Annotated in this window: 20 protein-coding genes, 1 tRNA gene and 3 pseudogenes; 8 read left to right on the top strand and 16 right to left on the bottom strand. The window is 65.4% G+C overall.

Annotated features, from left to right (window positions below; all coding sequences use genetic code 11):
- The 4 genes from lgt to pyk all read left to right on the top strand — a co-directional run bounded on the left by lgt (nt 1) and on the right by pyk (nt 9062).
- Nucleotides 1-1158, top strand: coding sequence for a prolipoprotein diacylglyceryl transferase (lgt, locus tag KY499_RS04230; protein ID WP_219886300.1), 1158 nt, complete (start codon nt 1-3; stop codon nt 1156-1158).
- 263 nt (nt 1159-1421) lie between these two features.
- A complete protein-coding gene (gltB, locus tag KY499_RS04225) occupies nt 1422-6038 on the top strand; it encodes a glutamate synthase large subunit (RefSeq protein ID WP_219886299.1) in 4617 nt (1538 codons plus the stop codon).
- The gene (locus tag KY499_RS04220) at nt 6031-7488 is read left to right on the top strand and encodes a glutamate synthase subunit beta (RefSeq protein ID WP_219886298.1); all 1458 of its coding nucleotides are present in this window, start codon (nt 6031-6033) and stop codon (nt 7486-7488) included. The genes gltB and KY499_RS04220 overlap by 8 nt, the downstream gene beginning before the upstream one ends.
- A gap of 95 nt (nt 7489-7583) precedes the next feature.
- Complete coding sequence (gene pyk, locus KY499_RS04215) at nt 7584-9062, top strand: pyruvate kinase (RefSeq protein ID WP_123254414.1); 1479 nt, start codon at nt 7584-7586, stop codon at nt 9060-9062.
- Between the two features lie 184 nt (nt 9063-9246).
- Here pyk and KY499_RS04210 read toward each other — a convergent pair whose 3' ends face one another.
- Complete coding sequence (locus tag KY499_RS04210) at nt 9247-9852, bottom strand: ANTAR domain-containing response regulator (protein ID WP_123254413.1); 606 nt, start codon at nt 9850-9852, stop codon at nt 9247-9249.
- 205 nt (nt 9853-10057) lie between these two features.
- Here KY499_RS04210 and KY499_RS04205 point away from each other — a divergent pair.
- A tRNA-Leu gene (locus KY499_RS04205) sits at nt 10058-10139 on the top strand.
- A 498-nt stretch (nt 10140-10637) separates the two neighbouring features.
- Here the strand turns inward: KY499_RS04205 and KY499_RS18040 are convergent.
- Nucleotides 10638-11012, bottom strand: a pseudogene (locus tag KY499_RS18040) (ATP-binding protein); the annotation flags it as partial.
- On the opposite strand from KY499_RS18040, the pseudogene KY499_RS04200 reads away from it, so the two are divergent.
- A pseudogene (locus tag KY499_RS04200) lies at nt 11013-11405 on the top strand (recombinase family protein); the annotation flags it as partial.
- Between the two features lie 107 nt (nt 11406-11512).
- Here the strand turns inward: KY499_RS04200 and KY499_RS04195 are convergent.
- Together KY499_RS04195 and KY499_RS04190 are read right to left on the bottom strand one after the other, a co-directional pair.
- Nucleotides 11513-13642 (bottom strand): heavy metal translocating P-type ATPase, encoded by a 2130-nt coding sequence (locus KY499_RS04195; protein WP_219886234.1) that lies wholly within the window; start codon nt 13640-13642, stop codon nt 11513-11515.
- A gap of 77 nt (nt 13643-13719) precedes the next feature.
- A complete protein-coding gene (locus KY499_RS04190; RefSeq protein WP_219886233.1) occupies nt 13720-14037 on the bottom strand; it encodes a heavy-metal-associated domain-containing protein in 318 nt (105 codons plus the stop codon).
- A gap of 358 nt (nt 14038-14395) precedes the next feature.
- On the opposite strand from KY499_RS04190, the gene KY499_RS04185 reads away from it, so the two are divergent.
- A complete protein-coding gene (locus KY499_RS04185) occupies nt 14396-15721 on the top strand; it encodes an APC family permease (protein WP_219886297.1) in 1326 nt (441 codons plus the stop codon).
- Nucleotides 15722-16108: 387 nt separating this feature from the next.
- On the opposite strand, the gene KY499_RS04180 is transcribed toward KY499_RS04185, so the two are convergent.
- From KY499_RS04180 to KY499_RS04145, 8 genes are all read right to left on the bottom strand, one after another.
- Nucleotides 16109-16678, bottom strand: coding sequence for a sulfocyanin-like copper-binding protein (locus KY499_RS04180; protein WP_219886296.1), 570 nt, complete (start codon nt 16676-16678; stop codon nt 16109-16111).
- Entirely contained in the window at nt 16675-16935 is a 261-nt protein-coding gene (locus KY499_RS04175; protein WP_219886295.1) for an SHOCT domain-containing protein, read from the bottom strand. Before KY499_RS04175 ends, KY499_RS04180 begins: the two co-directional genes overlap by 4 nt.
- Nucleotides 16936-17771: 836 nt before the next feature.
- Nucleotides 17772-18251 carry a DUF4395 family protein gene (locus tag KY499_RS18700; protein WP_219886294.1) on the bottom strand — a complete coding sequence of 160 codons (480 nt, stop codon included), beginning with the start codon at nt 18249-18251 and terminating at the stop codon, nt 17772-17774.
- A gap of 331 nt (nt 18252-18582) precedes the next feature.
- Nucleotides 18583-18993, bottom strand: coding sequence for a DUF302 domain-containing protein (locus tag KY499_RS04165; protein WP_219886293.1), 411 nt, complete (start codon nt 18991-18993; stop codon nt 18583-18585).
- Nucleotides 18990-20525, bottom strand: a complete 1536-nt coding sequence (locus KY499_RS04160) for a multicopper oxidase family protein (RefSeq protein ID WP_219886292.1) — start codon at nt 20523-20525, stop codon at nt 18990-18992. Before KY499_RS04160 ends, KY499_RS04165 begins: the two co-directional genes overlap by 4 nt.
- The gene (locus tag KY499_RS04155) at nt 20525-20806 is read right to left on the bottom strand and encodes an SHOCT domain-containing protein (RefSeq protein ID WP_219886291.1); all 282 of its coding nucleotides are present in this window, start codon (nt 20804-20806) and stop codon (nt 20525-20527) included. The genes KY499_RS04160 and KY499_RS04155 overlap by 1 nt, the downstream gene beginning before the upstream one ends.
- Before the next feature lie 248 nt (nt 20807-21054).
- A complete protein-coding gene (locus tag KY499_RS04150) occupies nt 21055-21528 on the bottom strand; it encodes a rhodanese-like domain-containing protein (protein WP_219886290.1) in 474 nt (157 codons plus the stop codon).
- A 110-nt stretch (nt 21529-21638) separates the two neighbouring features.
- A complete protein-coding gene (locus tag KY499_RS04145; RefSeq protein WP_219886289.1) occupies nt 21639-22580 on the bottom strand; it encodes an alpha/beta fold hydrolase in 942 nt (313 codons plus the stop codon).
- Nucleotides 22581-22788: 208 nt separating this feature from the next.
- Here KY499_RS04145 and KY499_RS04140 point away from each other — a divergent pair.
- A pseudogene (locus KY499_RS04140) lies at nt 22789-23626 on the top strand (IS256 family transposase); the annotation flags it as partial.
- Nucleotides 23627-23951: 325 nt separating this feature from the next.
- On the opposite strand, the gene KY499_RS04135 reads toward KY499_RS04140, so the two are convergent.
- Genes KY499_RS04135 through KY499_RS04120 form a run of 4 tightly spaced genes read right to left on the bottom strand, consistent with a single transcriptional unit; the run spans nt 23952 to nt 26310 of the window.
- Complete coding sequence (locus KY499_RS04135; protein WP_219886288.1) at nt 23952-24116, bottom strand: hypothetical protein; 165 nt, start codon at nt 24114-24116, stop codon at nt 23952-23954.
- A 42-nt stretch (nt 24117-24158) separates the two neighbouring features.
- Nucleotides 24159-24575, bottom strand: coding sequence for a Fur family transcriptional regulator (locus KY499_RS04130; protein ID WP_219886287.1), 417 nt, complete (start codon nt 24573-24575; stop codon nt 24159-24161).
- Between the two features lie 2 nt (nt 24576-24577).
- Nucleotides 24578-25492, bottom strand: a complete 915-nt coding sequence (locus KY499_RS04125; protein WP_219886286.1) for a metal ABC transporter permease — start codon at nt 25490-25492, stop codon at nt 24578-24580.
- Nucleotides 25492-26310, bottom strand: a complete 819-nt coding sequence (locus KY499_RS04120) for a metal ABC transporter ATP-binding protein (protein ID WP_219886285.1) — start codon at nt 26308-26310, stop codon at nt 25492-25494. Before KY499_RS04120 ends, KY499_RS04125 begins: the two co-directional genes overlap by 1 nt.
- Nucleotide 26311 lies beyond the last annotated feature (1 nt).

Here is a 26311-nt window from a genome sequence, read left to right as displayed (position 1 = left end):
ATGCAGGCAGTCCTCCGCGCGGCGGCGATGATTCCCGCGAGCATTCCGAGCCCTGACTGGTCCGGATTCGACATCCCGCTGCCGTGGGGGGCACTGCGCATTCACGCCTACGCCCTGTGCATCCTGGCAGGCATCATCGTCGGCCTGTGGCTGACGTCCGTCCGCTGGGCACGGCGCGGGGCACCGGAAGGCAGCGTCTGGGACATTGCCGTCTGGGCGATTCCGTTCGGCATCATCGGTGGACGTCTCTACCACGTGGTGTCCTCGCCGGACGCCTACTTCGGCCCCGGCTTCGACGGTACCGGCGACTTGTCGCTGATCCCGCAGATCCAGCGCGGCGGATTGGGGATCTGGGGCGCTGTGCTTCTGGGCGTCGTCGGGGCCTGGATCGGCTGCCGCCGCGCGGGAGTGAAGCTGAGCGCTTTCGTGGACGCGGCCGCCCCCGGGCTGCTGCTCGCCCAGGCGATCGGCCGGTGGGGGAACTACTTCAACCAGGAACTCTTCGGCGCCCCCACCACGCTGCCGTGGGGACTGCAGGTCGACGCGAACAATGCCAATTTTCCCGCCGGCATGCCGGCGGACACGTTGTTCCATCCGACCTTCCTGTACGAGTCGCTCTGGAACCTGGTAGGCGTTGTGATCCTTTTGGCCCTGGACAGGAAGTTCAACTTCCGCCGCAGCCGGCTGTTCTGGCTTTACGCGGTTTATTACACGCTGGGCCGGGTCTGGATTGAGGCACTGCGGATCGACGACGCCGAACAGGTGAGCCTCTTCGGCATCACCACCCGGCTCAACGTCTGGACCAGCATCTTCGTCCTGCTCGCAGCCGCGGCCATTTTCATCTTCCTCGGACTGCGCAAGCGAAGCGGCGCGGACAGCCCGTACCTGCCCGGCCGCGAGCCGTCAGCAGATGCGGAAGCGGACGCCAAGGCAAGCGCCGACAACGCAATCGTCGACGCCGACTCCGTGGACTCTTCTGGTCGCCAGGCCGTCCCGGCCGGCCCGGCGACCATCCGCAATGCGGAACACTCTGTCTCAGATAGTGAATCCCGTGATAATCTCCGGAATAACCAAAGCGGCTCCGGTGACGCTTCCACGGAAGCTGAAACGACGAAAGACACCACCGGATCCGCGCCGGACGCCAACGGCAAATTGTAGCCGGGCTCCGGTGGCGTGTGTTGGTGAGCCACCGCTCGCCGCGCCCGTGTCCACAACGACGTGGCGGCCGGGAATGTTCGAACGGCAAATGCCAGCAGTTCGTGCAAGTCCAGGCCAGTGTCCTGCGTAACTATTCGTTAGCAGGGCCGGCTGGCCTACAATTTCAATAAGTAAATTGCCCTGTTACGCCTGTCACACTGGCGGAGCGGGCCGGGCCAATGTTGTCCCTCCCATACGCACGATTAGGAGGAAGGACGTCTCCCATGACCCAAACTCTTCACAGCCCCAGCTGGTCCGAACCGGACCAGGACGCGGCAGCGATGTCTCCGTTCAGACGTTTCGCGGCGCTGCCCGCAGCGGGCGGGCTCTACCACCCGGACAACGAAAAGGATGCGTGCGGCCTCGCCATTATCGCGACCCTGCGTGGCGAGCCGGGCTACGACATCGTTGATGCTGCACTCACCGCGCTTCGCAACCTCGAGCACCGTGGCGCGGTCGGCGCCGACGAGGGCACCGGCGACGGTGCCGGTCTGCTCATGCAGGTACCGGACGAGTTTTTCCGTGCGGTTACAGACTTTGAACTGCCGGCTCCCGGCCAGTTCGTGGTGGGGACGGCCTTCCTTCCTTCGGAGCAGCGTGAATCAGACGCCGCCAAGGCCGGCATCGAAGGCCTTGCCGCTGACGAGGGCCTGACCGTCCTCGGCTGGCGTGAAGTCCCCATCGTCGCTGATCTTGTGGGCGCCATGGCGCGGGCTTGTATGCCCTACTTCTCCCAGCCGTTCTTCGCCTCCAGCACGGGGGAGACCCTTGAGCGCAACGAGCTCGATTCCCGGGCCTGGCGGATCCGTAAGCGCGCCCAGAACAAGTTTGGCGTCTACTTCCCCTCGCTGTCCTCACGGACCATCGTATACAAGGGCATGCTCACCACGGCCCAGTTGGAACCGTTCTACCCGGATCTGTCGGACAAGCGCTTCAAAACCAAGCTGGCCATTGTCCACTCCAGGTTCTCCACCAACACTTTCCCGTCCTGGCCGCTGGCCCAGCCCTTCCGGACCATCGCCCACAATGGTGAAATCAATACCGTCAAGGGCAATCGCAACTGGATGCGTGCCCGCCAGTCCCAGCTGGCCAACCCGCTGCTGGGGGAGACTCCGGAGGAGCTGTACCCGATCTGCACCCCGGGCGCGTCGGATTCAGCGTCGTTTGATGAAGTAGCGGAGCTGCTGTGGCTCTCCGGCCGCCCAATCACACACTCGATCATGATGATGATCCCGGAGGCGTGGGAAAACCACGCCACCATGGATCCTGCCCGCCGCGCGTTCTACGAATACCACTCGCTGCTGATGGAGCCCTGGGACGGACCGGCGGCGGTGTCCTTCACTGACGGCAACCTCGTCGGCGCCACCCTGGACCGCAACGGCCTGCGCCCCGGCCGCTACTGGATCACCGAGGACGGACTCGTGATCTTTGCCTCCGAAGTTGGCGTGATCGACGTCGAACCCTCCAAGGTGGTCAAAAAGGGCCGCGTCTCGCCCGGCAAGATGTTCCTTGTTGACACCGAGGCCGGCCGGATCATCGACGACGCCGAGGTCAAAGCTGAAGTCGCGGCGGCCAACCCGTGGGCCGACTGGGTCAAAGACAACCTGATCGACCTCAACGACCTGCCCGAACGTGAGCACGTTGTGCATACCGCGGCGTCGGTGAACATCCGCCAGCGGACTTTCGGCTATACCACCGAGGAACTGAAAATCCTGTTGGGCCCGATGGCGCGGACCGGTGCGGAACCGCTCGGCGCCATGGGATCCGACACCCCCATTGCCGTGCTGTCCAAGCGTCCCCGGCTGCTCTTCGATTACTTTGTCCAGTCTTTCGCCCAGGTCACCAATCCGCCGCTGGATGCCATCCGCGAGGAACTCGTCACGTCACTGACGTGTGCGGTCGGGCCGAACGGCAACCTGCTGGACCTCCGGCAGGTGCGCCAGCCGCAGATTTCACTGCCGTTCCCGGTGATTAACAACGACCAACTCGCCAAGATCGCCAACATCGAAAGCGCCGACGGCGACCGGATCGCCATCAAGGTCCGGGGACTGTACCGGCCCGAAGGCGGCGAGAACGCCCTGCGCGCCCGCCTCACCGAAATCTGTGAGCAGGTCTCCGGAGCCATTAACCGCGGCGTCCAGTACGTTGTGCTCTCGGACCGCGACTCGAACGCCCAGTGGGCGCCGATCCCGTCCCTGCTGCTCGTCAGCGCCGTGCACCACCACCTGCTCCGCAGCGCCAACCGCACCAAAACCGCTCTGGTGGTCGAGGCCGGCGACGTCCGCGAGACGCACCACGTCGCAGTGCTGATCGGGTACGGCGTCGCTGCCGTCAACCCGTACCTGGCGATGGAATCCGTCGAGCAGCTCATCCACAGCGGCGACGTCGTGGGCGTCACCCCCGAGGACGGCGTTTACAACCTGATCAAGGGCCTCGGCAAGGGCGTCCTGAAGATCATGTCCAAGATGGGCATCTCCACGGTGGGTTCCTACACCGGAGCCCAGACCTTCGAAGCCCTCGGCCTCAGCCAGGAACTCGTGGACGAATACTTCACGGGCACCCACTCCCAGCTCGGCGGCGTCGGCCTCGACGTGATCGCAGCCGAAGTTGCGGCGCGGCACCAGATGGCGTACCCGGAGAACGGCATCGAACTGGCGCACCAGCCGCTGCTCGGCGGCGGCGAATACCAGTGGCGCCGCGACGGCGAACCTCACCTGTTCAACCCCGAGACGGTATTCCGCCTCCAGCACGCCACCCGGGAACGCCGCTACGACATTTTCAAGTCCTACACGCGCGGCGTGGACGACCAGTCCGAGAACCTGATGACGCTCCGCGGGCTCCTGAAATTCAAGACCGGTCAGCGCCCCGTCGTGCCGCTGGACGAAGTGGAGCCCGTCTCCAGCATCGTCAAGCGGTTCTCCACCGGCGCCATGAGCTATGGCTCCATCTCCCAGGAGGCCCACGAGACCCTGGCAATTGCCATGAACCGGCTGGGCGGTAAGTCCAACACCGGTGAAGGCGGCGAGGATGTGGACCGGTTGCTGGATCCGGAACGCCGTTCCGCGGTCAAACAGATCGCATCCGGCCGCTTCGGCGTCACGAGCCTGTACCTGACCAACGCCGATGACATCCAGATCAAGATGGCGCAGGGCGCCAAGCCCGGCGAGGGCGGTCAGCTGATGGCCCAGAAGGTCTACCCCTGGGTTGCCCGGACACGGCACTCGACACCCGGCGTCGGACTGATTTCGCCGCCGCCGCACCACGATATCTACTCGATCGAGGACCTCGCGCAGCTGATCTACGACGCGAAACGGGCCAACCCCTCGGCCCGTGTCCACGTCAAACTCGTCTCCGAAGTGGGGATCGGCACCGTCGCGGCCGGCGTGACAAAGGCCAAGGCCGACGTCGTGCTGGTTTCCGGCCACGACGGCGGAACCGGTGCCTCACCGCTGAACTCGCTTAAGCACGCCGGAGTCCCGTGGGAGCTCGGCCTCGCCGAGACGCAGCAGACCCTGATGCTCAACGGCCTGCGTGACCGCGTTGTGGTGCAGGTGGATGGCCAGCTCAAAACCGGCCGCGACGTTGTTATCGCTGCCCTGCTCGGTGGCGAGGAGTTCGGCTTCGCAACGGCGCCGCTCGTAGTCTCCGGCTGCATCATGATGCGCGTCTGTCACCTGGACACCTGCCCGGTGGGCGTCGCAACGCAGAACCCCGAGCTGCGCTCCCGTTTCAACGGCAAGCCCGAGTTCGTGATTAACTTCTTCGAATTCCTCGCCGAGGAAGTCCGCGAAATCCTCTCTGAACTGGGTTTCCGGAGCATCGAGGAAGCGATCGGCCACGCCGACATGCTCGACGCCCGCAAGGCGATCAGCCACTGGAAGGCCGAAGGGCTGGACCTGGACCCGATCCTGCACGGACTCGAGTTCGACGACGACGCGCCGCTGCGCAACCTCACCGGCCAGAACCACGAGCTCGACAAGCACTTCGACCAGCGCCTCATCACCCTGGCGGCCGAGTCCCTCAGTGACCGTACGCCGGTGAAGATCACCCTCGACGTGATCAACACGGACCGTTCCGTCGGCACCATGCTGGGCCACGTGGTCACAAAGACGTTCGGCACAGACCTGCTGGCGACGGACACGATCGACATCACGCTGAGCGGCACCGCCGGCCAGTCCCTGGGCGCCTTCCTGCCGGCCGGCATCACGCTGCGCATGTTTGGTGACTCCAACGACTACGTCGGCAAGGGCCTCTCCGGCGGACGCATCATCGTCCGTCCGGACCGGACCAACGTCTTTCCGGCCGAACGGAACGTGATCGCCGGAAACGTGATCGGCTACGGCGCCACGAGCGGCGAGATTTTCCTGCGCGGCCAGGTCGGCGAACGCTTCCTTGTCCGTAACTCCGGCGCCACTGCGGTGGTGGAAGGAATCGGCGACCACGGCTGCGAATACATGACTGGCGGTCAGACCCTGATCATCGGCCGCACCGGGCGTAACTTTGGTGCGGGCATGTCCGGCGGAACAGCCTACGTGCTGGACCTGCAGACCACCCGCGTCAACAAGCAGGCCCTTGAGTCCGGTGAGCTGCAGCTGCGCGAGCTCGACGCCGAGGACCGCGACATTGTTCATGGGCTGCTCGTCAAGCATCTTGAGGAGACGGAGTCGCTGCTGGCGGCCCGGCTGCTGGAGAACTTCGACGACACCGCCGCCCGCGTTACCAAGGTGCTGCCGCGGGACTTCGCGGCTGTCCTGCAAACCCGTCTCGACGCCATTGAAGAGGGCCTGGACCCCGACGGCGAAGAAGTTTGGTCTCGAATCCTGGAGGTTACCGGTGGCTGACCCACGCGGATTTATGAAAGTACGCCAGCGGGAAACGCAGCCGCGGCGTCCCGTTCCGGTGCGCATCATGGACTGGAAAGAGGTCTATGAGGCCCAGGAAAAGGGTGTCCTGAAGAGCCAGGCCGGCCGCTGCATGGACTGCGGCGTCCCGTTCTGCCACCAGGGCTGCCCGCTGGGCAACCTCATTCCCGAGTGGAATGACCTTGTCTGGCGGGACAAGGGCGAGGAAGCCATGGAGCGTCTGCACGCTACCAATAACTTCCCGGAGTTCACCGGCCGGCTGTGCCCCGCACCCTGTGAATCGTCCTGCGTGCTGGGCATCAACCAGCCCGCCGTGACGATCAAGCAGGTCGAGGTCTCGATTGTGGACCAGGCCTTCGAACACGGCTGGGTCAACCCGCTGCCGCCGGCCCGGCTCACCGGAAAGACGGTCGCCGTCGTCGGTTCCGGCCCCGCCGGCCTCGCCGTCGCACAGCAGCTCACCCGGGTGGGCCACACCGTCGCCGTGTACGAACGCGACGACAAGATCGGCGGGCTCCTGCGCTACGGAATTCCCGACTTCAAAATGGAAAAAGAGCAGGTGGACCGACGGCTCGAGCAGATGAAGGCCGAAGGGACACGCTTCCGGACCGGCGTCTCCGTCGGCACCGACGTGACCTGGGAGCAACTGCGGCGCCGTTACGACGCCGTCGTTGTTGCTACCGGCGCGACCGTCCCGCGTGACCTGCCGATCCCGGGCCGCGAGCTCGAGGGCGTGCACTTCGCCATGGACTACCTTGTGCCCGCCAACCGGGTCGTGGCAGGGGAGACCGTCGAGAACCAGATCAACGCCGCAGGCAAGCACGTGGTGATCCTGGGTGGCGGCGACACCGGAGCCGACTGCCTCGGCACGGCGCACCGGCACCAGGCCGCATCGGTCACCACGCTGGCGATCGGCAAACAGCCTCCGGCGGAACGCGCGGGCCACCAGCCCTGGCCCACGTTCCCGACGCTCTTTGAAGTCGCCAGCGCACACGAGGAAGGCGGCGAACGCACCTATCTCGCCTCCACCGTCGAGTTCGTGGGGGAGGACGGCAAGCTGACCGGCGTGAAAATCGCCGAGACCGAATTCGTGGAGGGCAAGCGCCTGCCGAAGGCCGGCACCGAACGGATCATCCCCGCGGACCTCGTTTTCCTGTCGCTGGGCTTCACCGGCGCCGAGCCGGCGGGCATCACGGAGCAGGTCAAGGCCGACTTCGACGGCCGCGGCAACGTCGCCCGTGACGGCTACTACATGACCAACACGGAGGGTGTCTTTGTGGCCGGTGACGCCGGTCGCGGCCAGTCCCTCATTGTCTGGGCCATCGCTGAGGGCCGTGCCTGCGCGGCGGCCGTGGACAAGTTCCTGATGGGCAGCACTATCCTCCCGGCCCCGGTGGCGCCGACTGACCGCGCGATGGCCGTTCTCTAGCCCGTCACGAGCCCGCGACAGGCGGGACCACCGGGTCCCACCGGTTCATTTCCGCTTCACATCCACAAATACATAACACCACTTAGGGTAGGTATATGAGACGCGCAAAAATTGTGGCCACTTTCGGCCCGGCCATCGCCAGCTTCGAGAACACGCTTGCCGTGTTGGAGGCCGGCGTCGACGTGGCCCGCATGAACATGAGCCACGGTGAATACTCCGTGCACGACACCACGTACGAGAACGTCCGCAAGGCTGCGGCACAGCTCGGCAAGGCAGTCGCCGTCATGGCCGACCTGCAGGGACCGAAAATCCGCCTGGGCCGTTTCGTTGACGGCCCGCATGCCTTGGCGACCGGTGACATTTTCACGATCACCACCGAGGATGTGCCCGGCACCAAGGAGATCTGCTCCACGACGCTGAAGAGCCTCACCGACGACGTCAAGGTCGGCGACGCACTGCTGATTGACGACGGCAAGGTCGCGCTGCGCGCCATCGAGGTCGATGACGTGAAGGTCGTCACCGAAGTAACCGTCGGCGGCATGGTCTCCAACAACAAGGGCATCAACCTGCCCGGCGTCGCCGTCAACGTTCCCGCATTGAGTGAAAAAGACGAAGATGACCTGCGCTGGGCCATGCGCCGCGGCGTTGACCTGATCGCCCTGTCCTTCGTCCGGGACGCCTCGGACATCACCCGCGTGCACGAGATCATGGACGAGGAAGGCCGCCGTGTGCCGGTCATCGCCAAGATCGAAAAGCCGCAGGCCGTCGAGCAGCTGCCCGAGATCATCGACGCGTTCGACGCCATCATGGTGGCCCGTGGCGACCTCGGCGTGGAGCTTCCCCTGGAGGAAGTGCCGATCGTCCAGAAGCGTGCCATTGAACTGGCGCGCCGCTGGGCCAAGCCGGTCATCGTCGCCACCCAGGTGCTCGAATCCATGATCGACAACCCTCGCCCCACCCGCGCCGAGGCCTCCGACTGCGCCAACGCCGTGCTCGACGGCGCCGACGCCGTCATGCTCTCCGGTGAAACCAGCGTGGGCAAGTACCCGATCGAGACCGTCAAGGTCATGGCCCGGATCATCGAATCCACCGAAGTCCACGGCCTTGAGCGCGTCCCGCCGCTGGGCACGAAGCCCAAGACCCGCGGTGGCGCCATCACCCGTGCCGCCGTTGAAATCGCCGACCAGCTGGACGCGAAGTACATCTGTACCTTCACCCAGTCCGGTGACTCGGCACGCCGGCTGTCCCGCCTGCGTCCGATCAAGCCGGTGTTCGCCTTCACCCCGGTGGAGCACGTCTGGAACCAGCTCGCGCTGACCTGGGGCATCCAGCCGGTCCTGGTCCCGACGGTCGGCCACACCGACGAAATGACCGCCCAGGTGGACCGCAGTCTGCTGGAACTGAACCTCGTGGACGACGGCGACCTAGTCGTCATCGCCGCCGGTTCCCCTCCCGGAAAGGCCGGCTCGACCAACTCCCTGAAGGTCCACAAGGTCGGCGACCTCGCCGACTCCGGCCGCACCGGTGGGAACGGATCGAACCGCGAAAAGCTCGGCCCCTGGCCGGAAAAGTAGAAGCACATCAGCTAGGGCCCCGGCTTTAGCTGAGGTAGCAAGCAAAAGGGAGGGTTCCCGCCGACTGGCGGGAACCCTCCCTTTCTTGGTGCTTGCTGTTGTGTGGCGGCGGGCCGGTGTTTCGGCCATCTGCCGGGCGGTAGGTTGCGGGCGCCCGGCTGGAAGGCGGGCGCCGCCGCCGTCGTTAGTTGACCTGGTTGATGATGGTTTCGGCGACTTCGCGCATGCTGAGGCGGCGGTCCATGGAGGTCTTCTGGATCCAGCGGAACGCTTCCGGCTCCGTCAGGCCCATCTTGGTGGTCAGGAGGCTCTTGGCGCGCTCCACGAGCTTGCGGGTGGCGAACTGTTCCTGCAGGTCCGTGACTTCGCTTTCGAGGGCCTTGATCTCCTCGTGGCGGGAGAGGGCGATCTCGAGGGCGGGGATGAGGTCCGCGGGGGTGAAGGGCTTGACCACGTAGGCCATGGCGCCGGCGTCGCGGGCGCGCTCCACGAGTTCTTTCTGGCTGAACGCGGTCAGCAGGACCACTGGAGCGATCCGGGCCTTGACGATCTTCTCCGCCGCGGAGATGCCGTCCATGACGGGCATCTTGACGTCCATCAGGACCAGGTCCGGTTTGAGCTCTTCGGCCAGCTGCACGGCCTTTTCCCCGTTGTCAGCCTCGCCGACGACGTCGTAGCCCTCGCCGCGCAGGATCTCGATGATGTCCAGGCGGATGAGGGTTTCATCTTCGGCGACGATAACGCGGCGTGCCGGCTGGGATGTGGCGTTTGACTCCGTCTGTTCAGACACGGGATCTCCTTGGAAAGGTACTGGCGGACCGGGCCCTGGAGGGTCTGGTCCGCCGGTGTACTTGGACAGGGTGGGTTTGATGCGGCGTCACTGGCGCGATTCTGGAATTCAGCCTATCTGCATGTAGAGTAATTTCGCGCACCGGAGCCAATCGCGTTACTCACAACACTGTGGGTGAGGGGATAGAATTTCCGGTGTACTCCGCGCCCGAGTGGCGGAATTGGCAGACGCGCCGCACTCAAAATGCGGTATCGAAAGGTGTGTGGGTTCGAGTCCCACCTCGGGCACAGCATGACCCCTCGTCAGAGGGGTTTTTTGCTTTAACGAGCGGAAATTGGCCCTGCTCGGGTCCCTCTGTGACTTCTCCCGGCTGGTGCCTGGTTGCCGTGGTGGCGGATTTCAGGGTCCTGGCTAGTTCGCCGTCCGCGTGCTGTGATCCGGGTGTCTTTTCTAGGTTGGCTTGGCGGACGTGGTTGGCCCTGTGCGTATTCATGCCGGCGAGTTGCAGTGATGACATCACCTGAGCGGGAATCCAATCAGATTCTTGGCCGCGATTCGCTGACTGCGTCAGGATTGACCGCGGCCTTTTGGCATCCGGGACTGGAGGCCTCCTTCTGTCGCCGTTCCAGATGCGGTAAATCAGCAACGCCTGGATCGGCCCGGCCGGTCCGCACTCGTATCCATTGCCACGTGGGTCAAAAGTGGGGGCGATCGGTTGTGACTGTGTGCTTGGCTGTGACTGTTAGTTCGCAATGGCGGTTTTTTCGCATCTCGGTTTGGCGGTCTTAGCTGATACCGATGACGAGGGTTGAGCGTGCGGCTTCAATGACGTCGTCGGTGATGGTGCTGAGTTCATTGATTTTCATGACTCGTTCGACCTGGGTGAAGAGCCGGTCGATGAGGCGGAAGTTGCCTCGGGTAATCCGGGCGACGGCAGCGACGGCCTGGGCATCGGTGAAATCTTCCGGGTCCAGGGTCTGACCGAGTTTGTGCCATCGGCGCTCCAAAACTAAATTCAGTTCTTCCTGGGCGAGTGGGCGGTATTCGTGGGCGAAGCCGACCCTGCTGTAGAGCTGCGCGTAGCGGATGAACCATTTTTCAATTCCGGGCATGCCGATGAGGATCAAGGCTATGTTGTCCCGGTCGTAGCGGTCACGCACACGCTTGTGGTGCACAGCATGGACCGGCTGGCCCGGAACCTCGATGACCTCCGGTCTTTGGTGCAGGCGCTGACCCGGAAGGGGGTGCGAGTGGAGTTCGTGAAGGAACAGCTGGTCTTCACGGGGGAGGAGTCCCCGCTGGCGAACCTGATGCTCTCGGTGATGGGCGCGTTTGCCGAGTTCGAGCGGGCCCTGATCGGGGAGCGCCAGCGCGAGGGAATCACCCTGGCCAAGGCCCGCGGCGCGTACCGCGGTCGCCGGAAAGCCCTCACTCCGGAGAAGGCGGCCGAGCTGCGGGACCGGGCGGGGGCGGGGGAGCAGAAGACCGGCCTGGCCCGGGAGTTCGGGATCAGCCGCGAAACCCTCTACCAGTACCTGAAGGCTGGCAGCTGAGACTTCTACAAGAACTTGCCGGATACACCGTTACTGAGACAGCCCCAGTAGCTATTGCAGCCCGGCGTTGGAGGCTATCGGAGGCGTAGCCCGGGTAGGTGCAGGGTTCAGTTGAGGTCGGCGGGGTTCAGTTTCAGCCGGCGCAGCAGTTGCGCGTTCAGGGCGACGACGACGGTGGAGGCGGACATCAGCACGGCGCCGGCGGCGGGGGAGAGTACGATCCCGGCGAAGGCAAGAACACCGGCGGCCAGGGGGACGGAGATGATGTTGTAGCCGGTGGCCCAGATGAGGTTTTGCCACATTTTCCGGTAGCTGGCCTGGGAGAGGTCCAGCATGGACAGGACGGCCCGGGGGTCGTTGCCGGCCAAGACGACGCCGGCGGACTCCATCGCGACGTCCGTGCCGGCGCCGATCGCGATGCCGACTTCGGCCCGGGCCAGGGCGGGGGAGTCGTTGACGCCGTCACCGACCATGGCGACTTTCAGTCCGCGGGACTGCAGTTCGGCGACCTTCTTGTCCTTGTCCGCCGGGAGGACTTCGGCGAACACCTCATCGATGTTGAGCTCTTCGGCGACGGCAAGGGCCACCTGTTGGGCATCGCCGGTGATCATGGCGACCTTGATGCCGCGGTCCTGGAGGGCTTTGACGGCCTGCCGTGATTCGGCGCGGACGGCATCTTCGAGGCTGACGGCCCCGAGGACGCGGTGCCCGTCAATGATGTGCAGGACGGCCGCGCCACGGTCGATCCAGGCCTTGGTGGTGGTGGCCAGTGACTGCGGCTCTTCGGCCTGGAGTTCGCGGAGCAGGGCCGGGCCGCCGACCTGGATGGTTGTGCCGTTGACTGTGGCACGGACACCGCGGCCGGTCATGGACGAAAAATCGGAGGCTGCCGGAATTGGAAGGCCCTGTTCCCGGGCGGCCCGGACGATGGCCCGCGCTACCGGGTGCTCGCTGTCGGCCTCCACGGCTGCGGCTAGCGCCAGGAGCTCGCTCGGGTCCACGCCCTCGGCGGCCGCAAGGTCCTTGAGGGCGGGTTCGCCTTTGGTGAGGGTCCCGGTTTTGTCGAAGAGCACGACGTCGATGGTGCGCATGCGCTCCAGGGCCATCCGGTTCTTGATCAGGACACCGGCCCGCGCGGCCTGTTCGGTGGAGATGGCAATGACCAGCGGGATGGCCAGGCCGAGGGCGTGGGGGCAGGCGATCACGAGCACGGTGACAGTCCGGGTGACGGCGTCGGGGATGCTGCCCAGAAGAGACCAGGCAATGAAGGTGATGATGCCGGCGCCGGCGGCGAAGTAGAACAGAAACGCAGCCGCCCGGTCGGCCAGGGCCTGGGCTTTCGAGGAGGAGGCCTGGGCCTCGGCGACCAGCCGCTGGATGCCGGCCAGGGCGGTGTCGTCCCCGACTGCGGTGACCTGCACGCGGACGGTGTTGTCTGTGGCGACCGTTCCGGCGATGACGGTATCGCCGGGGGAGCGCAGGACGGTCCTGGATTCGCCGGTGATCATCGACTCGTCAAACTCAGCCTGGCCGGCGATGACCATGCCGTCGGCCGGCATCCGGGCCCCGGAACGGACCAGGACGGTGTCCCCGGCCACGAGGTCGCTGACTTTGACGGTTTCCGTGCCTTCGGCGGTGATCCGGTCCGCCTCGTCCGGCAGCAGGGCAGCGAGGGCGTCGAGCGCGCCGCGGGCGGAGCCGAGGGCGCGCATCTCGATCCAGTGCCCCAGCAGCATGATGCTGACCAGCAACGCCAGTTCCCACCAGAAGTCCAGGTCAAAGCCGCCGATCCCGAGGCTGGTGACCCAGGAGGCGATGAACGCGACACTGATGGCCATGGCGATCAGCAGCATCATGGCCGGTTTCCGGGCCTTCAGCTCGTCCAGGCCACCCTTGAGGAAGGGTTGGCCGCCGTAAAAGAAGATCACCGTGCCCAGGATTGGGGGAATCCAGGCCGTGCCGGGCAGGGCCGGGGGCGCATAGCCGAGCAGGTGCCCGACCATCGGGCTGAAATAGACCACAGGAACGGACAGGGCCAGCGTGAGCCAGAATCTGTTCCGGAACATCGCGACGCTGTGTCCGGCGTGCTGGCCATGGGTGTGCACCATGTGCTCGTCGTCCATGCCGTGGGCTTGGTGGTTGCGGGCGTCAGGTGCCGGCGTGAGGGCGGACCCGCCGCGGGGAGCGGGTGGTGCGTTCTGCCCGGCGGCGGGTCCGTTGTGGTGGTCGTGGTCCATTGGGGCTCTCCTTCGCTTGGGAGTTTCTTCCAGCGGCGGCGGCCCTGGAGACCTGACACTCTACGGTGTGTTGCGGGTTACTCGCTGGCTGAGAAGCTGTATCCGGCGCCGGTCACGGCGTCCCGGATCGAAGCGTTGCTGGCGGTCCCGGCGACTGTCAGGCGGGATGTGCCCCCGGCGACGAGCTCGATGGTGACGGCTTCCACCCCATCCACGGAGGTGACGGCTTTTTCAACGGTTTGGGCGCAGTGCCCGCAGGTGAGGCCCCCGAGTTCGTACACGGATCCGTCAGCCGCGGCGGGCGTCTGTGCTGCGGTCTGGGTTGAGCAGCAGCCGCAGCCGGACTGCTCCGGAGTGATCAAGGGGAGTTCGGTTCGGGTGTCGGTTCCGCACATGTCAGCTTGTTCCTATCCGAGGAGAAGTGATGGGGTGCTGGGGTTGAACGGCTGTAACGGCCCGCGGAATCTGCAGGGCCTGGACAAACCACTTCACTGTCAACATCCCCAAGATACCCCAGGGGGGTATATTCTGCAAGTGTGTCCGGTGGTGAAAGCCGGACCCTCGGCCAAAAGGTCAGGGAACATTGGTGCGCTGGAACGCTGGCTGTGTACGGGGTCGGCCCGTCCTGATCTCGGCGGCGGCGTGGTCCACTCTTGGGACCGCTGCGGAACCAGTTTGTGCGCCGGTCCCCTTCCGAGCAGGCTGCGCCCCCACGGAAGCGGGCGCTTCCGTGTCATGGTTAGACTCGTTGCCATGGCTGAAGATTCCCCAAAGTTGTCCCTTGCCGGTTCCGTCTCGCTCGGGACCGGGGTCATGGTCGGGGCGGGGATCTTCGCCCTTGTAGGCCAGGTCGCCGGACTCGCGGGCGGGTTGGTGCCCGCGGCCTTTCTCGCCGGCGCAATCATTGTCGCATTCAGTTCCTATTCGTACGTGAAGTACTCCGGGGCCAACCCTTCCTCCGGCGGGATCGCCATGTTGCTCAAGGATGCGTTCGGGCCCGGCATCATCGCGGGGTCATTCTCGCTGTTTATGTATGTCTCCATGGTGGTCGCGGAAAGTCTCCTGGCGCGGACCTTTGGCACCTACATGCTTCGTCCCTTTGGCTTGCAGGAATCTCCGCTGTTGGTCCCGGCTCTGGGCGTGGCCGCGATCGCTCTTGCTGCCGTGGTGAATATCTTCGGGAATACTTTGGTGGAGCGTTCCGCGACCGTTACGGCCGCGGCCAAGATCCTTGGTATCGCGGCGCTGGCCATCGCTGGCCTTCTGGCGGCGGGGTGGTCCTCGCTGGGAGCTGCGCTCACCGGCGGCTCGGGCGAACCGCCGCAGGAGGGCATCATCGGGTTCCTCGCGGGGACGACGCTGTGCATCCTGGCCTATAAGGGTTTCACCACCATCACCAATCAGGGCGGTGACATTAAGGAACCGAAGAAGAACATCGGCAGGTCCATCATCATCTCGCTGGCCCTGTGCGCGGTCATATATCTGCTGCTCACGGTGTCCGTTACCGGAAGCCTGAGCGTCCCGCAGATCATTGAATCCAGGGACTACGCCCTGGCGCGGGCTGCCGAGCCGCTCTTCGGCGCCTGGGGAGTGGGCCTGACGATCGCCCTCGCCGTCGTGGCGACGCTCTCGGGTTTGCTGGCCAGCATCTATTCGGTGTCCAGGCTTTACGCGATGCTTCAGGACATGAAGCAGGCACCCGGGCTCCCGGAGAAGATCAAGCACCAGCCATTGCTGATCACGGCCGGCCTGGCGATCATCGTGACGGTCTTCTTTGACCTCAGCCAGATAGCGTCCCTCGGGGCCTTGCTGTATATCAGCATGGACATCGCCGTCCACCTCGGCGTCATCCGCCACCTGCACCAGGACATCGGCGCCAGACGATGGGTACCCGTAGTCGCGATTACCCTCGACGTCGTTGTTCTAACCGCTTTCATTACCGTCAAGGCAGGCCAGGATCTACTCACGCTGGCCGTGGCCGCAGCCTTGTCCCTGACGATCTTCCTTGCCCAATGGTGGGCCGTCCGACGCCGCGATCAGAGTGACAAGGCCGACGATGGGCAACACTCCCGCACTTGAGACATGACCGACTCCACACGCTGAAACCTCCGTCCATTCCTGCCCGGGCCGGTCATGGTCCTCGGCGGTGCAGCCGGTGGGAGGCCTGCAGGGGCTGGGAACTACTCTCGTTCGAAGACACTAATGTCCTAACGACGAATCCGTCTTAATACGGGGCCCGGTAGAGGGGCGTGCGCGACCGGGGTTAAGAACTGCCGGACAAACCCGGCCGGCGCTCCCTGATAGCCGGACTGAACGGTGTTGGCCTGGTGCCGCCGTCCGTGACCTGCGGCTCAGGTCTTCCCGGATATACCTTCGGCCGGTCCAAGTGGCGGGTATGGAGGATATCGTGCGTATCGCCGGCCTCGTCCGCGCTCCGGCGTCCAGGCCGTGTCGGGTCTTGATGGTTTAGGTGACTGTGAGCCGGGTGTACATCCCGGCCCAATAGTGCCCCGGGAGATTGCAGAACAGTTCATATTCTCCGGGCGCAAGATCAAGGGTGATCCATCCGGCCGCAGACGGGAGAATCCCGTCGCCTTCGCCTTCGGCACAGGTGGCGGCGGCCTCAGCCAAACTGCCCCTCTCATCGATTCTGCCGTCCCGGCCAACCGGGCGGGTTCCTGCGATCTGGGTACCTGCCAGCGGGACGATCATCATTTCGTGAGGGATGTTTCCCACGTTCGTGACGAAAAAGGACACCTTGCCGCCGGCCACGGTGGTCCTGTCTGCGGTCAGAAGCATGCTGCCGCGCATCATCGCGGAACCGCCCATCATGGCACCTCCCATGTCGGAGGCCGTGACGTTGATGACCGTACCGGGGAGGTCGGGCGCCGTGCATCGGGAGGCTCCCGGAAACGCGTAGCCACCCGGGTTCGTCCCGCCGCTCATGAAAACCACAGCCAGCATGGACAGGGCAGTCAGGACAAGAGCGACGGCGGCACCGAATAAAAAATGCGTTTTGCGGCTCAGAGCCTTCATGGCTTGTTTCGAAGAACCATGCGGCGTTCATTGAACTCGTTCGCATCGATCTCCCCGCGGGCGAAGCGTTCGTTGAGGATCCGCTCCGGGTCATCGTACGGGGGGTGCGAGGACCCGGAGTGGCCCCCCACGCCGGCCCGTCCGCTGCGGACCAGAAGAATCACCACGGCCGCCACCCCTCCCCAGAACAACAGCATCATCACTGCCATGACCACCCAGCCGAGAATGCCCCCATCGCCATACCATCCGTACATCATGTGGATCTCCTTCAACTCGTCGGCGACTGCTGCCCCGCTTCCACTATTGCCTGTTCCGGGTCGGGACAACAGGGTCCTTGGTCCATGAGACGGCTGCCCGCCCCCGCCAGGTTCGCAGCCCCGGCCTAACGGCCGAGGCGATGCCTAACCAGGCTGGGTCTGCCCGAGAGCATGGCCGCGCCCCTGCCCGCGCCCCTATCGACCGGGTACATGACCTGCCAGCACTGATACGCGGCGCCCTGACCTGGCACCAAGAGAGGGACCCACCACGCCGCTCTGACCTGCATCGCCAGCACCCGGGGCATGCCATCGTTCTGCTTCTTGAGATGACAGGTGGATACGTGCCGTCGCACGCCCTTCGCGTCCATCACCCACGGGGCTGACGCGCAGGAAGCGCGTTTTTCGGTGGGATGCTGGGGTGTGCAGAACGTGAGGACAGTGCGCTAATTAGCGACGGAAATGAAAACTTTCCTCAGCCGATCCCTGGTGTGGGTGGCCTGCATCGCCGGTGCGGTGCAGGCCGGTTTCGTTTCTACGGGCTCTTCTCGCCTAAAGAGACGAGCCCAAATTCACCACGAACCACGGAGAGCCGCCAAGGGGCGCTCCAGTCCTCAGCCGAATCCCCGACTGAGGCAGGGCGCGCTGGCGCGCGATGAGGCTTTGCAGGGCGCATACGAGTCTTTTGCTGGGACGCATCAGCCCGCCCCCGGCCCCCGCCACCGGCCAGGAACCGGCCGTCGGTGCACCGGATGCGGGTTAGAATCCGGGCACTGCCGGGTGAGTGCGCGCTGATGAGGTAATGGTGAAGATACCGCGCCGCGTTGATGCTCCTGTAGTTACGACCTCGCCGCTGAATGCCGGAAAAGTAATCTGTAGATCCACGACCCGAGACACCAATGGGTGGTGGTGAGCATTAAGCCCCCTAGAGCGACCGCTCCTCCTAGGATGAATCCCAACGTTGATAACCCGTAATAGAAGGACAAGGCCGAGCCCGTCAGCAGCACGGTGGACAGCAGGTACGAAAACCGTCGTGGTGTCGGCGTGGGCGGGAGCGCTGGCCCATGAAATAGATGTCGGACGCCAAAATTGTAAACCAGATCTATAATCATCCCGCGGGGGAATAGTACTCCGGTAAGTGGAACGATTGCCCCAAGCCCAAGAAAAGTGGGCGACTGCAAAGTCAATCCGACAACGATCAGGACGGTGCCCACTCCCGGCGTGAATCGCAGGGGCCACGCATAGCAAGACTTGGCGTCCTCATCAAGACTTCCAAATCCTTGCTTATTTAGATTGTTCCTTGTGAATTCATCGAGCATTTTTGGTTCCCTCATTGTGGGTGGAATCCTTGCTCTCGAATTTTTAGCCTGGTCTCCCAAACATGACTACGAGCCGTGGTCAAGGACACCGGCGCTGTTGAGGCTGCGTCGATTCCTTTCGATCTCGATGATTCCAGGCTCTTGGACTTTGGCCGTGCGAAACACCGCACCAGGCCCAGTCAAGAGCCGCCAACAAGGCCCCGGCTGAGCCAGGCATAGCGTGAATAGTCCGGCCGTCACCGCGCAGTGGCCGGCGGGTTCCGGTGCCATGCCGCGTTCGGCCGTGCCCGTTCTCTCCGCGGGCGGACCGTCCCCGCATGTGGGCCGGGTCTCAGGCGGTTTCGAGTTCCTTCAGGGCTGCGAGGAGCCTGTGATCGGCGTCCGAGGCGACTTCGGAGACGGCCGGGGCGTCGCTAAGCTGCACCATGGTCTGCGGGTCGATGGTCTGGATGACGGTGGTGGAGTTGTCCGGTCCGCGCCTGATCACGACGTTGCAGGGCAGCAGCAGTCCCATGTCCGGGTCCGCGGCGAGAGCTTTCTGCGCCAGGGCAGGATTACAGACGCCCAGGATGAGGTAGTCACCCAGGCCCTGCCCGGCGTCGGACCCGAGCTTGGCCTCGAAGGTGGCGCGGACATCGATTTCGGAGAGTACACCGAAACCCTGCCCCGAGAGGGCTTCACGGGTCCGGTTTACCGCTTCTGCGTAGGGCAGCGCGACGGTGATGGTGTGTGCGTAGGTCATTGTTGTGCTCCTTCATCGGTTTTCTCATTCATGCAAAGGACTGTGGGGCCACTGCGCCACCGGACTTCGATCAGGCCCATCATGCCGCTGTCCTCATGGTCCAGGATGTGGCAGTGATAGACGGTTTTCCCGGTGAAGTCATCGAAAGCGATCCGGACCCGGACGCTGCTGCGGGCCGGGACGTTGACCACATCCTGCCACACGGGGCTATCCACGGGCCGGCCGGCCTGTTCGATGATCTGCATCGGCCACACGTGCAGGTGCACGGGATGGTCCATCGGGCTGGTGTTCCTGAGGGTCCATTCCTCGACGGCGCCGGCGGGGACCGTGGTATCGACCCTTGCCGGGTCAAATGGCCTGCCGTTGATGGTGAAACTCATCATCCCCGACCCCATCCCACCGCCGTTCATACCCATGCCCATAGCGAAGACCAGTTCCCGCCGGGCGGTCACCGGGGCGGACCGAAGGTCCCGGGGCGGCTGCTGCGCCGGGACCGGCCCCGGCGCAGCAGCCGGTGAGCCGGTCACGGAAAGGGTGGCCAGGATGGTCCCGTCCGGGCCGGGCCGGGACTGCCCGCTACCGTTGTTGCCGCCCATAACGGACCCCATGCTCCCCCTGTCCACGGGCAGGGTGCGTAGTATGGCGGTCCCGGCCGCGGTGGTCACGAGCAGGTCGGCCCGGTTGCCCGGGGCCAGCACTACTTCTTCAACGTCCCGGGGACTCTGGTAGCGGCCGGAATCCAGGCCCAGCAGCTGCAGGTCCTGGCCGTCCAGGCGCAGCTTCTGGTACCGGGAGGTGCAGGCATTGATGACCCTCCACCGTTCACGCTCGCCCGGCCGGGCGGCCAGGACCGGGGTCAGCTGCCCGTTGACCAGGACCAGGGCACCTTCCCGGCCCATCATTTTCTCCATCGCCGACACGGCGGCGATGGAACCGCCCCCGGTGAGGGAGATGTCGGAGATGACAAGGACCCGTTCCCGGGTGACCGGCACGGGCTGGGAGTCCTGGACGATGATCGCCCCGTACAGGCCGCCGAAGATCGTGTCGGCGACGCTTCCGTGGTGGTGCGGGTGGTACCAGTACACGCCCGGAGGATGGTTCGCCGGCAGCCGGTACTCATAGTTGAACGACGTCCCGGGTTCGACCGAAACCAGCACGTTGTCGCTGGTCCCCTGCGGGGAGACGTGCAGCCCATGGACGTGCAGATTGGTCGGATCCGCCAACCCGTTCTCCAACGTCACGTTCACCCGGTCCCCGGGCTGCAGGAACAGGGTGGGGCCGGGCACGGACCCGTTATAGGACAGCGCAGTGGCGTCCCTGCCCGCGATCGACACACGCCCCGCGGCCGCCGACAGCTTCACCTGAAGCCGGCCATCGGCGCTGCGCAGGGCCTGCGGCTCACTCAGGTCCAGCCCACCGGCGGCCTGGAACCCCATGCCCTGGTCCCAGAGCAATCCCGCCGCGCCCGTCGCTGCGGCCGCAGCGCCGGCCCCTCCCAGCATCAAGGCACTGCGGCGGCTGAGAGGTCGCATCAGGCCTCATCCCCGAGGACTCTAAGCCGCTCACGGTATTCTTCCGCGCTCAATTCCCCCTTGGCGTACCGTTCGTCCAAAATCCGTCGGGCGGCAGTCGCGCCCATAGCGCCGGGGCCGTCAGGGCCTGGGCCCGCCCCAGGACCTCGGCCGGGCCCGGGTCGGGTGATCCTGCCGGAAAAAAACCGCACGGCAAGGATCGCCAGCAGGACAATACCGATCACCAGGAGCAGCCAGAACAGCCACGTGGAGCCCATCGTCGAACCGTATTCGTCCATCATTGTTCTTCTCCGTTCCTGTGGCATGGGGCCGGTGTCCTGACGAACGCCTCGGGAGTCGTGGCAGTTCGTGGCGGGACCGTTGCAGAGATTGCCAGTCATGGCCCCGTCGTATTGGACCTTAAGCGGCCGGCCGGAACCGGCGCGGGCCACAAAAACGCCCTCCGCGGCTTGGTTTTCGGTTGATCGCGGCTCGCCAGCGCCCGGTGCGCGGTCGTCTTTGACCCCGGCGCCGTGACGGGCGCCGGCGGTCAGGTGACCCGTTCCGTGGGCATGGCCAGGGCGACCCAGTCGTGCAGTCCACCCCGGTAATATGCCAGAGCGGAGGCCGGATACCCGGTTTCCACCAGCGCCCGGACGGCCGCCGGTGATTGCGGGCACTGCGGGCCGTTGCAGAAGAACACGCTCAGCCGGGAAGGGTCGAGTTGGTCCCTGGATTCCAGGATCCGGTCGTGGGGGATGTTGACTGCGCCTGGAATCGTGATCCCGGCTCTGGAACCAGGCACACGGCTGTCGATCAGGACCGCGCCGCCGCTGAGCGATTTCAGGAGTTCTAGCTCGCCGAGGGTTACTACCCCGGGCGCGCTCTGCAGCGGCTGCAGCTCTCCCCATGTCGTGTCCACCACCACCAAATCCGCTTCTCCTGCCACCTCCCGGGGCACGCTGGCCGGATCCTGAGAGCGGGTTCGGGTCATTCGTTCTATCACGGCTGGTTCGACTCGCATGAGCCCAGCCTAACGCCGACCGCCCAGGCCAAAGCTACCTCGGCCAAAGAGGCGGCGGACACAGGTCATCGTTCGTCCCTATCGTTGCTCGGCGATGCGGAGCAGTGGGTTCAGGCCGCGGCGATCTGCCGGTAGAGCAGGTCGGAGCACCAGCCGGGTGAGGCGAGGGGGAGGTCGTGCCCGCCGCGGTGGGTGCGCGCGGTGACGGACGCGAATTCCGCCGCCAGCGCGCGGGCGCGTCCGGGGACCGGCACCGGATCCCTCTCCCCGTCGACGAGCAGCACCGGCACGCCCCGGCCGGACAGGGCGGCGACCGCTCCGGTCCAGGTGTCGGCCGCGACGAGCGCCTCGAAGCTCTGGATGTAGGAGAACCAGGTGTGCTTGACGCCGTCCCTGGCGATGGCCGCCGGCATCGTCGGGTTGAGCGCGACGGCGAGCACGGAGGCGGCGGAGCGGTGCCGGCACATCCACGCGCACACCGCGTGGGCGAACGGGCCGGTCGATAGCAGCGCCTCGAACCAGCCCATGTGCTGCACCCGCTCGTCCGCTTCAGCCCGGGTTCGGAACAGGGGGGCATCGAACGCAATTACCGTGCGGATGTCGCCCTGGCTCGCCGCCGCCCACTGGATCGCGAGCGACGCGCCCATCGAATGGCCGGCCACGTGCAGTGGGCGCCCGTCGAGGTCGAGTGCGCGGAGGGCGCCGGTGACGGCGGCGAGGTGTTCCTCGAGGGCGAACGAGTCGGTGCCGGCGCTGGCATCCATGGAGGAGCCGAAGCCGAGGGGGTCGATCACGACCGCCGTCGCGACCTCGCCGAGCCGGTCATAGGCTGCCCCGAAGTAGGCCTGGCTCGCCGCGATGCCCGGCAGCAGCACGAGCACGGGGTTGCCCTGACCGAACACTCGCACCCCGAGACGCCCGGCGCGGCGCGGCGCCCCCGCGCCCCGGCGCCAGCGGCACACCCGGCCCGAAAAAAAGTGCAGGGCGGGCCAGAGCGATGCCGCGAGCAGCACGACCCCAACCGTGGACGCACTGATTCGTCGACTGCCCATGCCGCCCACTCTAAGCCCTGACCCACCGATGCAGTGGACGCCGCTTCGCCTGGGCCGGGACCGGGCTGGGCCAGCTGGCACTGTCCGTCCTGGCCGGCATCAGACCGCACCGCCGCTCAAAGTCCGCGATGCGGGGTTGAGAATCGAGGAGGGAACCCTACGCGGGTGTTCCATCATCGTCTTCTTCCTCTTCCCAGGGTGCAACAAAGGTGCCAGGGTCTCCAAAGACACCATCAGCCGCATCACGGAGAAGGTCGCCGGGGAACTGGCCGAATGGTCGGCCCGGCCTTTGGATCCGATCTATCCGGTGCTCTTCGTTGACGCGATCGTGGTCAAGGTCCGTGACGGGCAGGTGCGCAACACCCCGTTCTACGTCGTTATGGGCGTCACCGTGAACGGGGAGCGGGAGATTCTGGGCATCTGGGGCCGGCGACGGTGGCGAGGGTGCCCGCTTCTGGCTGCAGGTATTCTCCGAGCTGAAGAACCGGGGCGTGGAAGATGTGTTGATCGCGGTCTGCGACGGGCTCAAGGGCCTGTCGGAGGCGATTACGAACACGTGGGAGCGAACGGTCGTGCAGCAGTGCATCGTTCACCTGATCCGCAACAGCTTCCGCTACGCCGGACGCCAGCACCGCGACGGGATCGTCAAGTCGCTCAAGCCGGTTTACACGGCCCCGTCCGAGCAAGCGGCAAGGGACCGGTTCGCCGAGTTCACCGCCGAGTGGGGGCAGCGATATCCGGCCATCGTGCGGCTCTGGGAAGCCTCGTGGGCTGAATTCGTGCCCTTCCTGGAGTACGACGTGGAGATCCGGCGGGTGATCTGCACAACGAACGCAATCGAGTCGATCAACGCCCGCTACCGAAGGGCTGTGAGGGCCCGCGGGCACTTTCCGAACGAAACCGCCGCCCTGAAATGCCTGTACCTCGTCACCAGATCTCTTGATCCAACCGGCGGCGGTCGGGCACGCTGGATGATGAGGTGGAAGCCGGCGCTGAACGCGTTCGCGATCAGCTTCGCCGGCCGGTTCGAAAGAACCACTCAATAATGAAAACCGGCCGGACCCACACACCGTTTATCGGACAGTCCCTAACCATCACAAAACAGGGTTATAGGACAAAATGTGCGTCCGTGAGGACCCTGCTTTCTAGTGCTGGGGTGTGACTTTCGGCGGTGAATGGCGGCGTTCTCACAGCGCTATTTGTCGCAGGGTGCAGCCCGGGAAGCTGGGGGAAGGGTGCGAGGCGCTAGCCAAGGGTCAAAAGCGACCCTTCGTGCGGGGTCGTTCACTTGCTGCCCTTGGACACGATGTCTAATGAGGCATATTGTTTGGCCGTGCCGTTGCACTGGGAGGCGTGTGTGCGCCTAGTACTTCAGTAGGGGAGAGACGCTGATGGTGGCGGGGTGATGTCGAGGCGGATGGTGAAGCTGAAGTCCACCTCTTCGTCCAGGGGAAACACTGTGCCGGTGAAGAGGTCGATCTGGCTTCCGGTGACTCGGAGCGCCGCAGTCGAATCGTGCAGGCGTGTACCGCGCAAATGGACCGGCCTTGCCGTCCGATCTTTTGGTCTGGACTCAGCTTATTCGTTGCCTGATCGGGTGGCAGTTGCCGGAGTCGTGTAGCAGGCGGTGCAGGTGCCCAGGAGTTCGAGGGTGTGGGTGACGGCGGCGAAGCCGTGTTGGCGTGCTGTCCGGGCGGCCCAGCGTTCGACTGTGGTTTCGGCGACTTCCACGGTGTGTCCGCAGTGGCGGCAGACCAGGTGGTGGTGGTGTTCCTGGCGGTGGCAGCGCCGGTACCGGTTCTCGCTCTCCTGGCTGCGGAGCACGTCCACCTCACCGTCGCCGGCCATGGATTGCAGGAGCCGGTAGACCGTGGCCAGGGATACCGGTTCGCCCTCATCGCGGAGCATGGTGTGCAGCTGCTGGGCGCTGCGGAACCCTGTGTTCCGCCCCAGCAGCTCCTCCAGGGCCGAACGCTGCCGGGTCCGCCGTTCCACTCCTAGGCCTCCTCGCGCAGGCGGACGTCGTCCTCGGCGTCCAGGTGGGGATCACTGCTCCGTTTCGGGCGCCTGATCAGCGGGCGGATTATGGCGACCGCGGCGTAGACGCCGATCGCGAGGACCACGATGGTTGCCCCGGGTGAGAGCCGGTGGAAGTAGGTAATGGACAGGCCGGTGACGCAGACTACTGCCCCGATGGCCATCGCGGTGCTCATCGTGGCACGGAAAGACCGGGCCGTCAGCTGGGCGATGGCCACGGGCACGATCATCAGGGCCGAGACGAGCAGCACCCCGACGACCCGCATGGAGACGGACACGGTCAGCGCCGCGAGCACGGCCACCAGGATGTTCAGGGTCCGGATGGGTAGGCCTGTCGCGCGGGCGAACTCCTCATCATGGCTCAGTGCGAACAGGGCCGGACGAAGGCCCAGGCCTATGCCCAGGATGAGCGCGGCCAGGCCGGCGGTGAGCCAGACGTCCAGTGCCGTGACGGTGGAGATGGAACCGAAGAGGTAACCGGTCAGGTTCGCGGACGTGCCCCCGGCAACGCCGATGAGCAGCACCCCTCCGGCGATCCCGCCATAGAAGAGCAGGGCTAGGGCGACATCTCCGCTGGTTTTGCCCTTTTCACGGACCAGTTCGATGAGCACGGCGCCAATGACGGCGGCGATGACGGCCCCGGGCACGGCCAGCAGGTCATGGGGTGTGAGTCCCGCGACGCTGCCGGCGAGCCAGCCCATCGCGACACCGGTCAGGGCGACGTGGCCGATCCCGTCACCGAGCAGGGCCAGGCGGCGCTGCACCAGGTAGGTGCCCATCACCGGTGCTGAGATGCCGACCAGCACCGCGACCATGAGCCCGCGCTGCATCAAGGGGCTGGAGAGCATGGTCACCATGGCGTCAAGGAAACCCATCACCACTCCGAACGCAGGTCAGGGACTGTGTGTCCGGGCGGGGGTGTGTCCGCGTGGGCGTGCACGTGGTCGTGTCCGGGGTGATCGTGTCCCGGAGCCGCGGGCGGGGGCGGGCCGTCGAAGATAACCCGGCCGTGGCGCAGCACGACGGCGCGGCCGATGATGCCGGTGAGTTCTCCGAGTTCATGCAGAACCACCAGGATAGTCGTGCCCTTTGCCTGCATGCCGGTCAGGGTGCGGGCGAGTGCCTCTTTGGAGGCCTGGTCGATTCCGGCCAGCGGCTCATCAAGGATCATCAGGTCCGGCTCGCGTATCAGGGCCCGGGCGATGAGGACGCGCTGCTGCTGGCCGCCGGAGAACACCTGCACACTCTCGTGTGCCCGGTCCAGCAGTCCGACCTGTTCCAAAGCCTCCAGCGCTTTGCGGCGGGCACCGCGGCCCGGGCGGAAACGCCGGTTGTCCAGCAGCCCGGAGGCCACGACTTCCACGGCCGTGGCCGGCACACCGGAACTGGGCCCCAGCCGTTGCGGCACGTAGCCGATCCGCGCCCAGGGCACGGACCGGCGTGCGGCGGTGACGTCGGCGCCATAGATTTCGGCGCTGCCGGAGGTGACCGGCACAATGCCGACCAGTGCCTTGACCAGGGTTGATTTGCCTGACCCGTTGGCACCGAGCAGCGCCACCGCCTCCCCGCCAGCAACCGTCAGGTCGATGCCGTGCAGGATGGTGCCGGTTTCCACGGAGACGGAAAGTTGCCGTGTTCGGATCGGGGCCGGGACAGCGGGTACCGGGTTGACGGGGAAAGGGCTGGCAGGCACG

It is taken from the genome of Arthrobacter sp. PAMC25284 (genome assembly GCF_019443425.1).
Lineage (GTDB): Bacteria > Actinomycetota > Actinomycetes > Actinomycetales > Micrococcaceae > Arthrobacter > Arthrobacter oryzae_A.
This window is presented reverse-complemented; position numbering and strand designations above follow the sequence as displayed.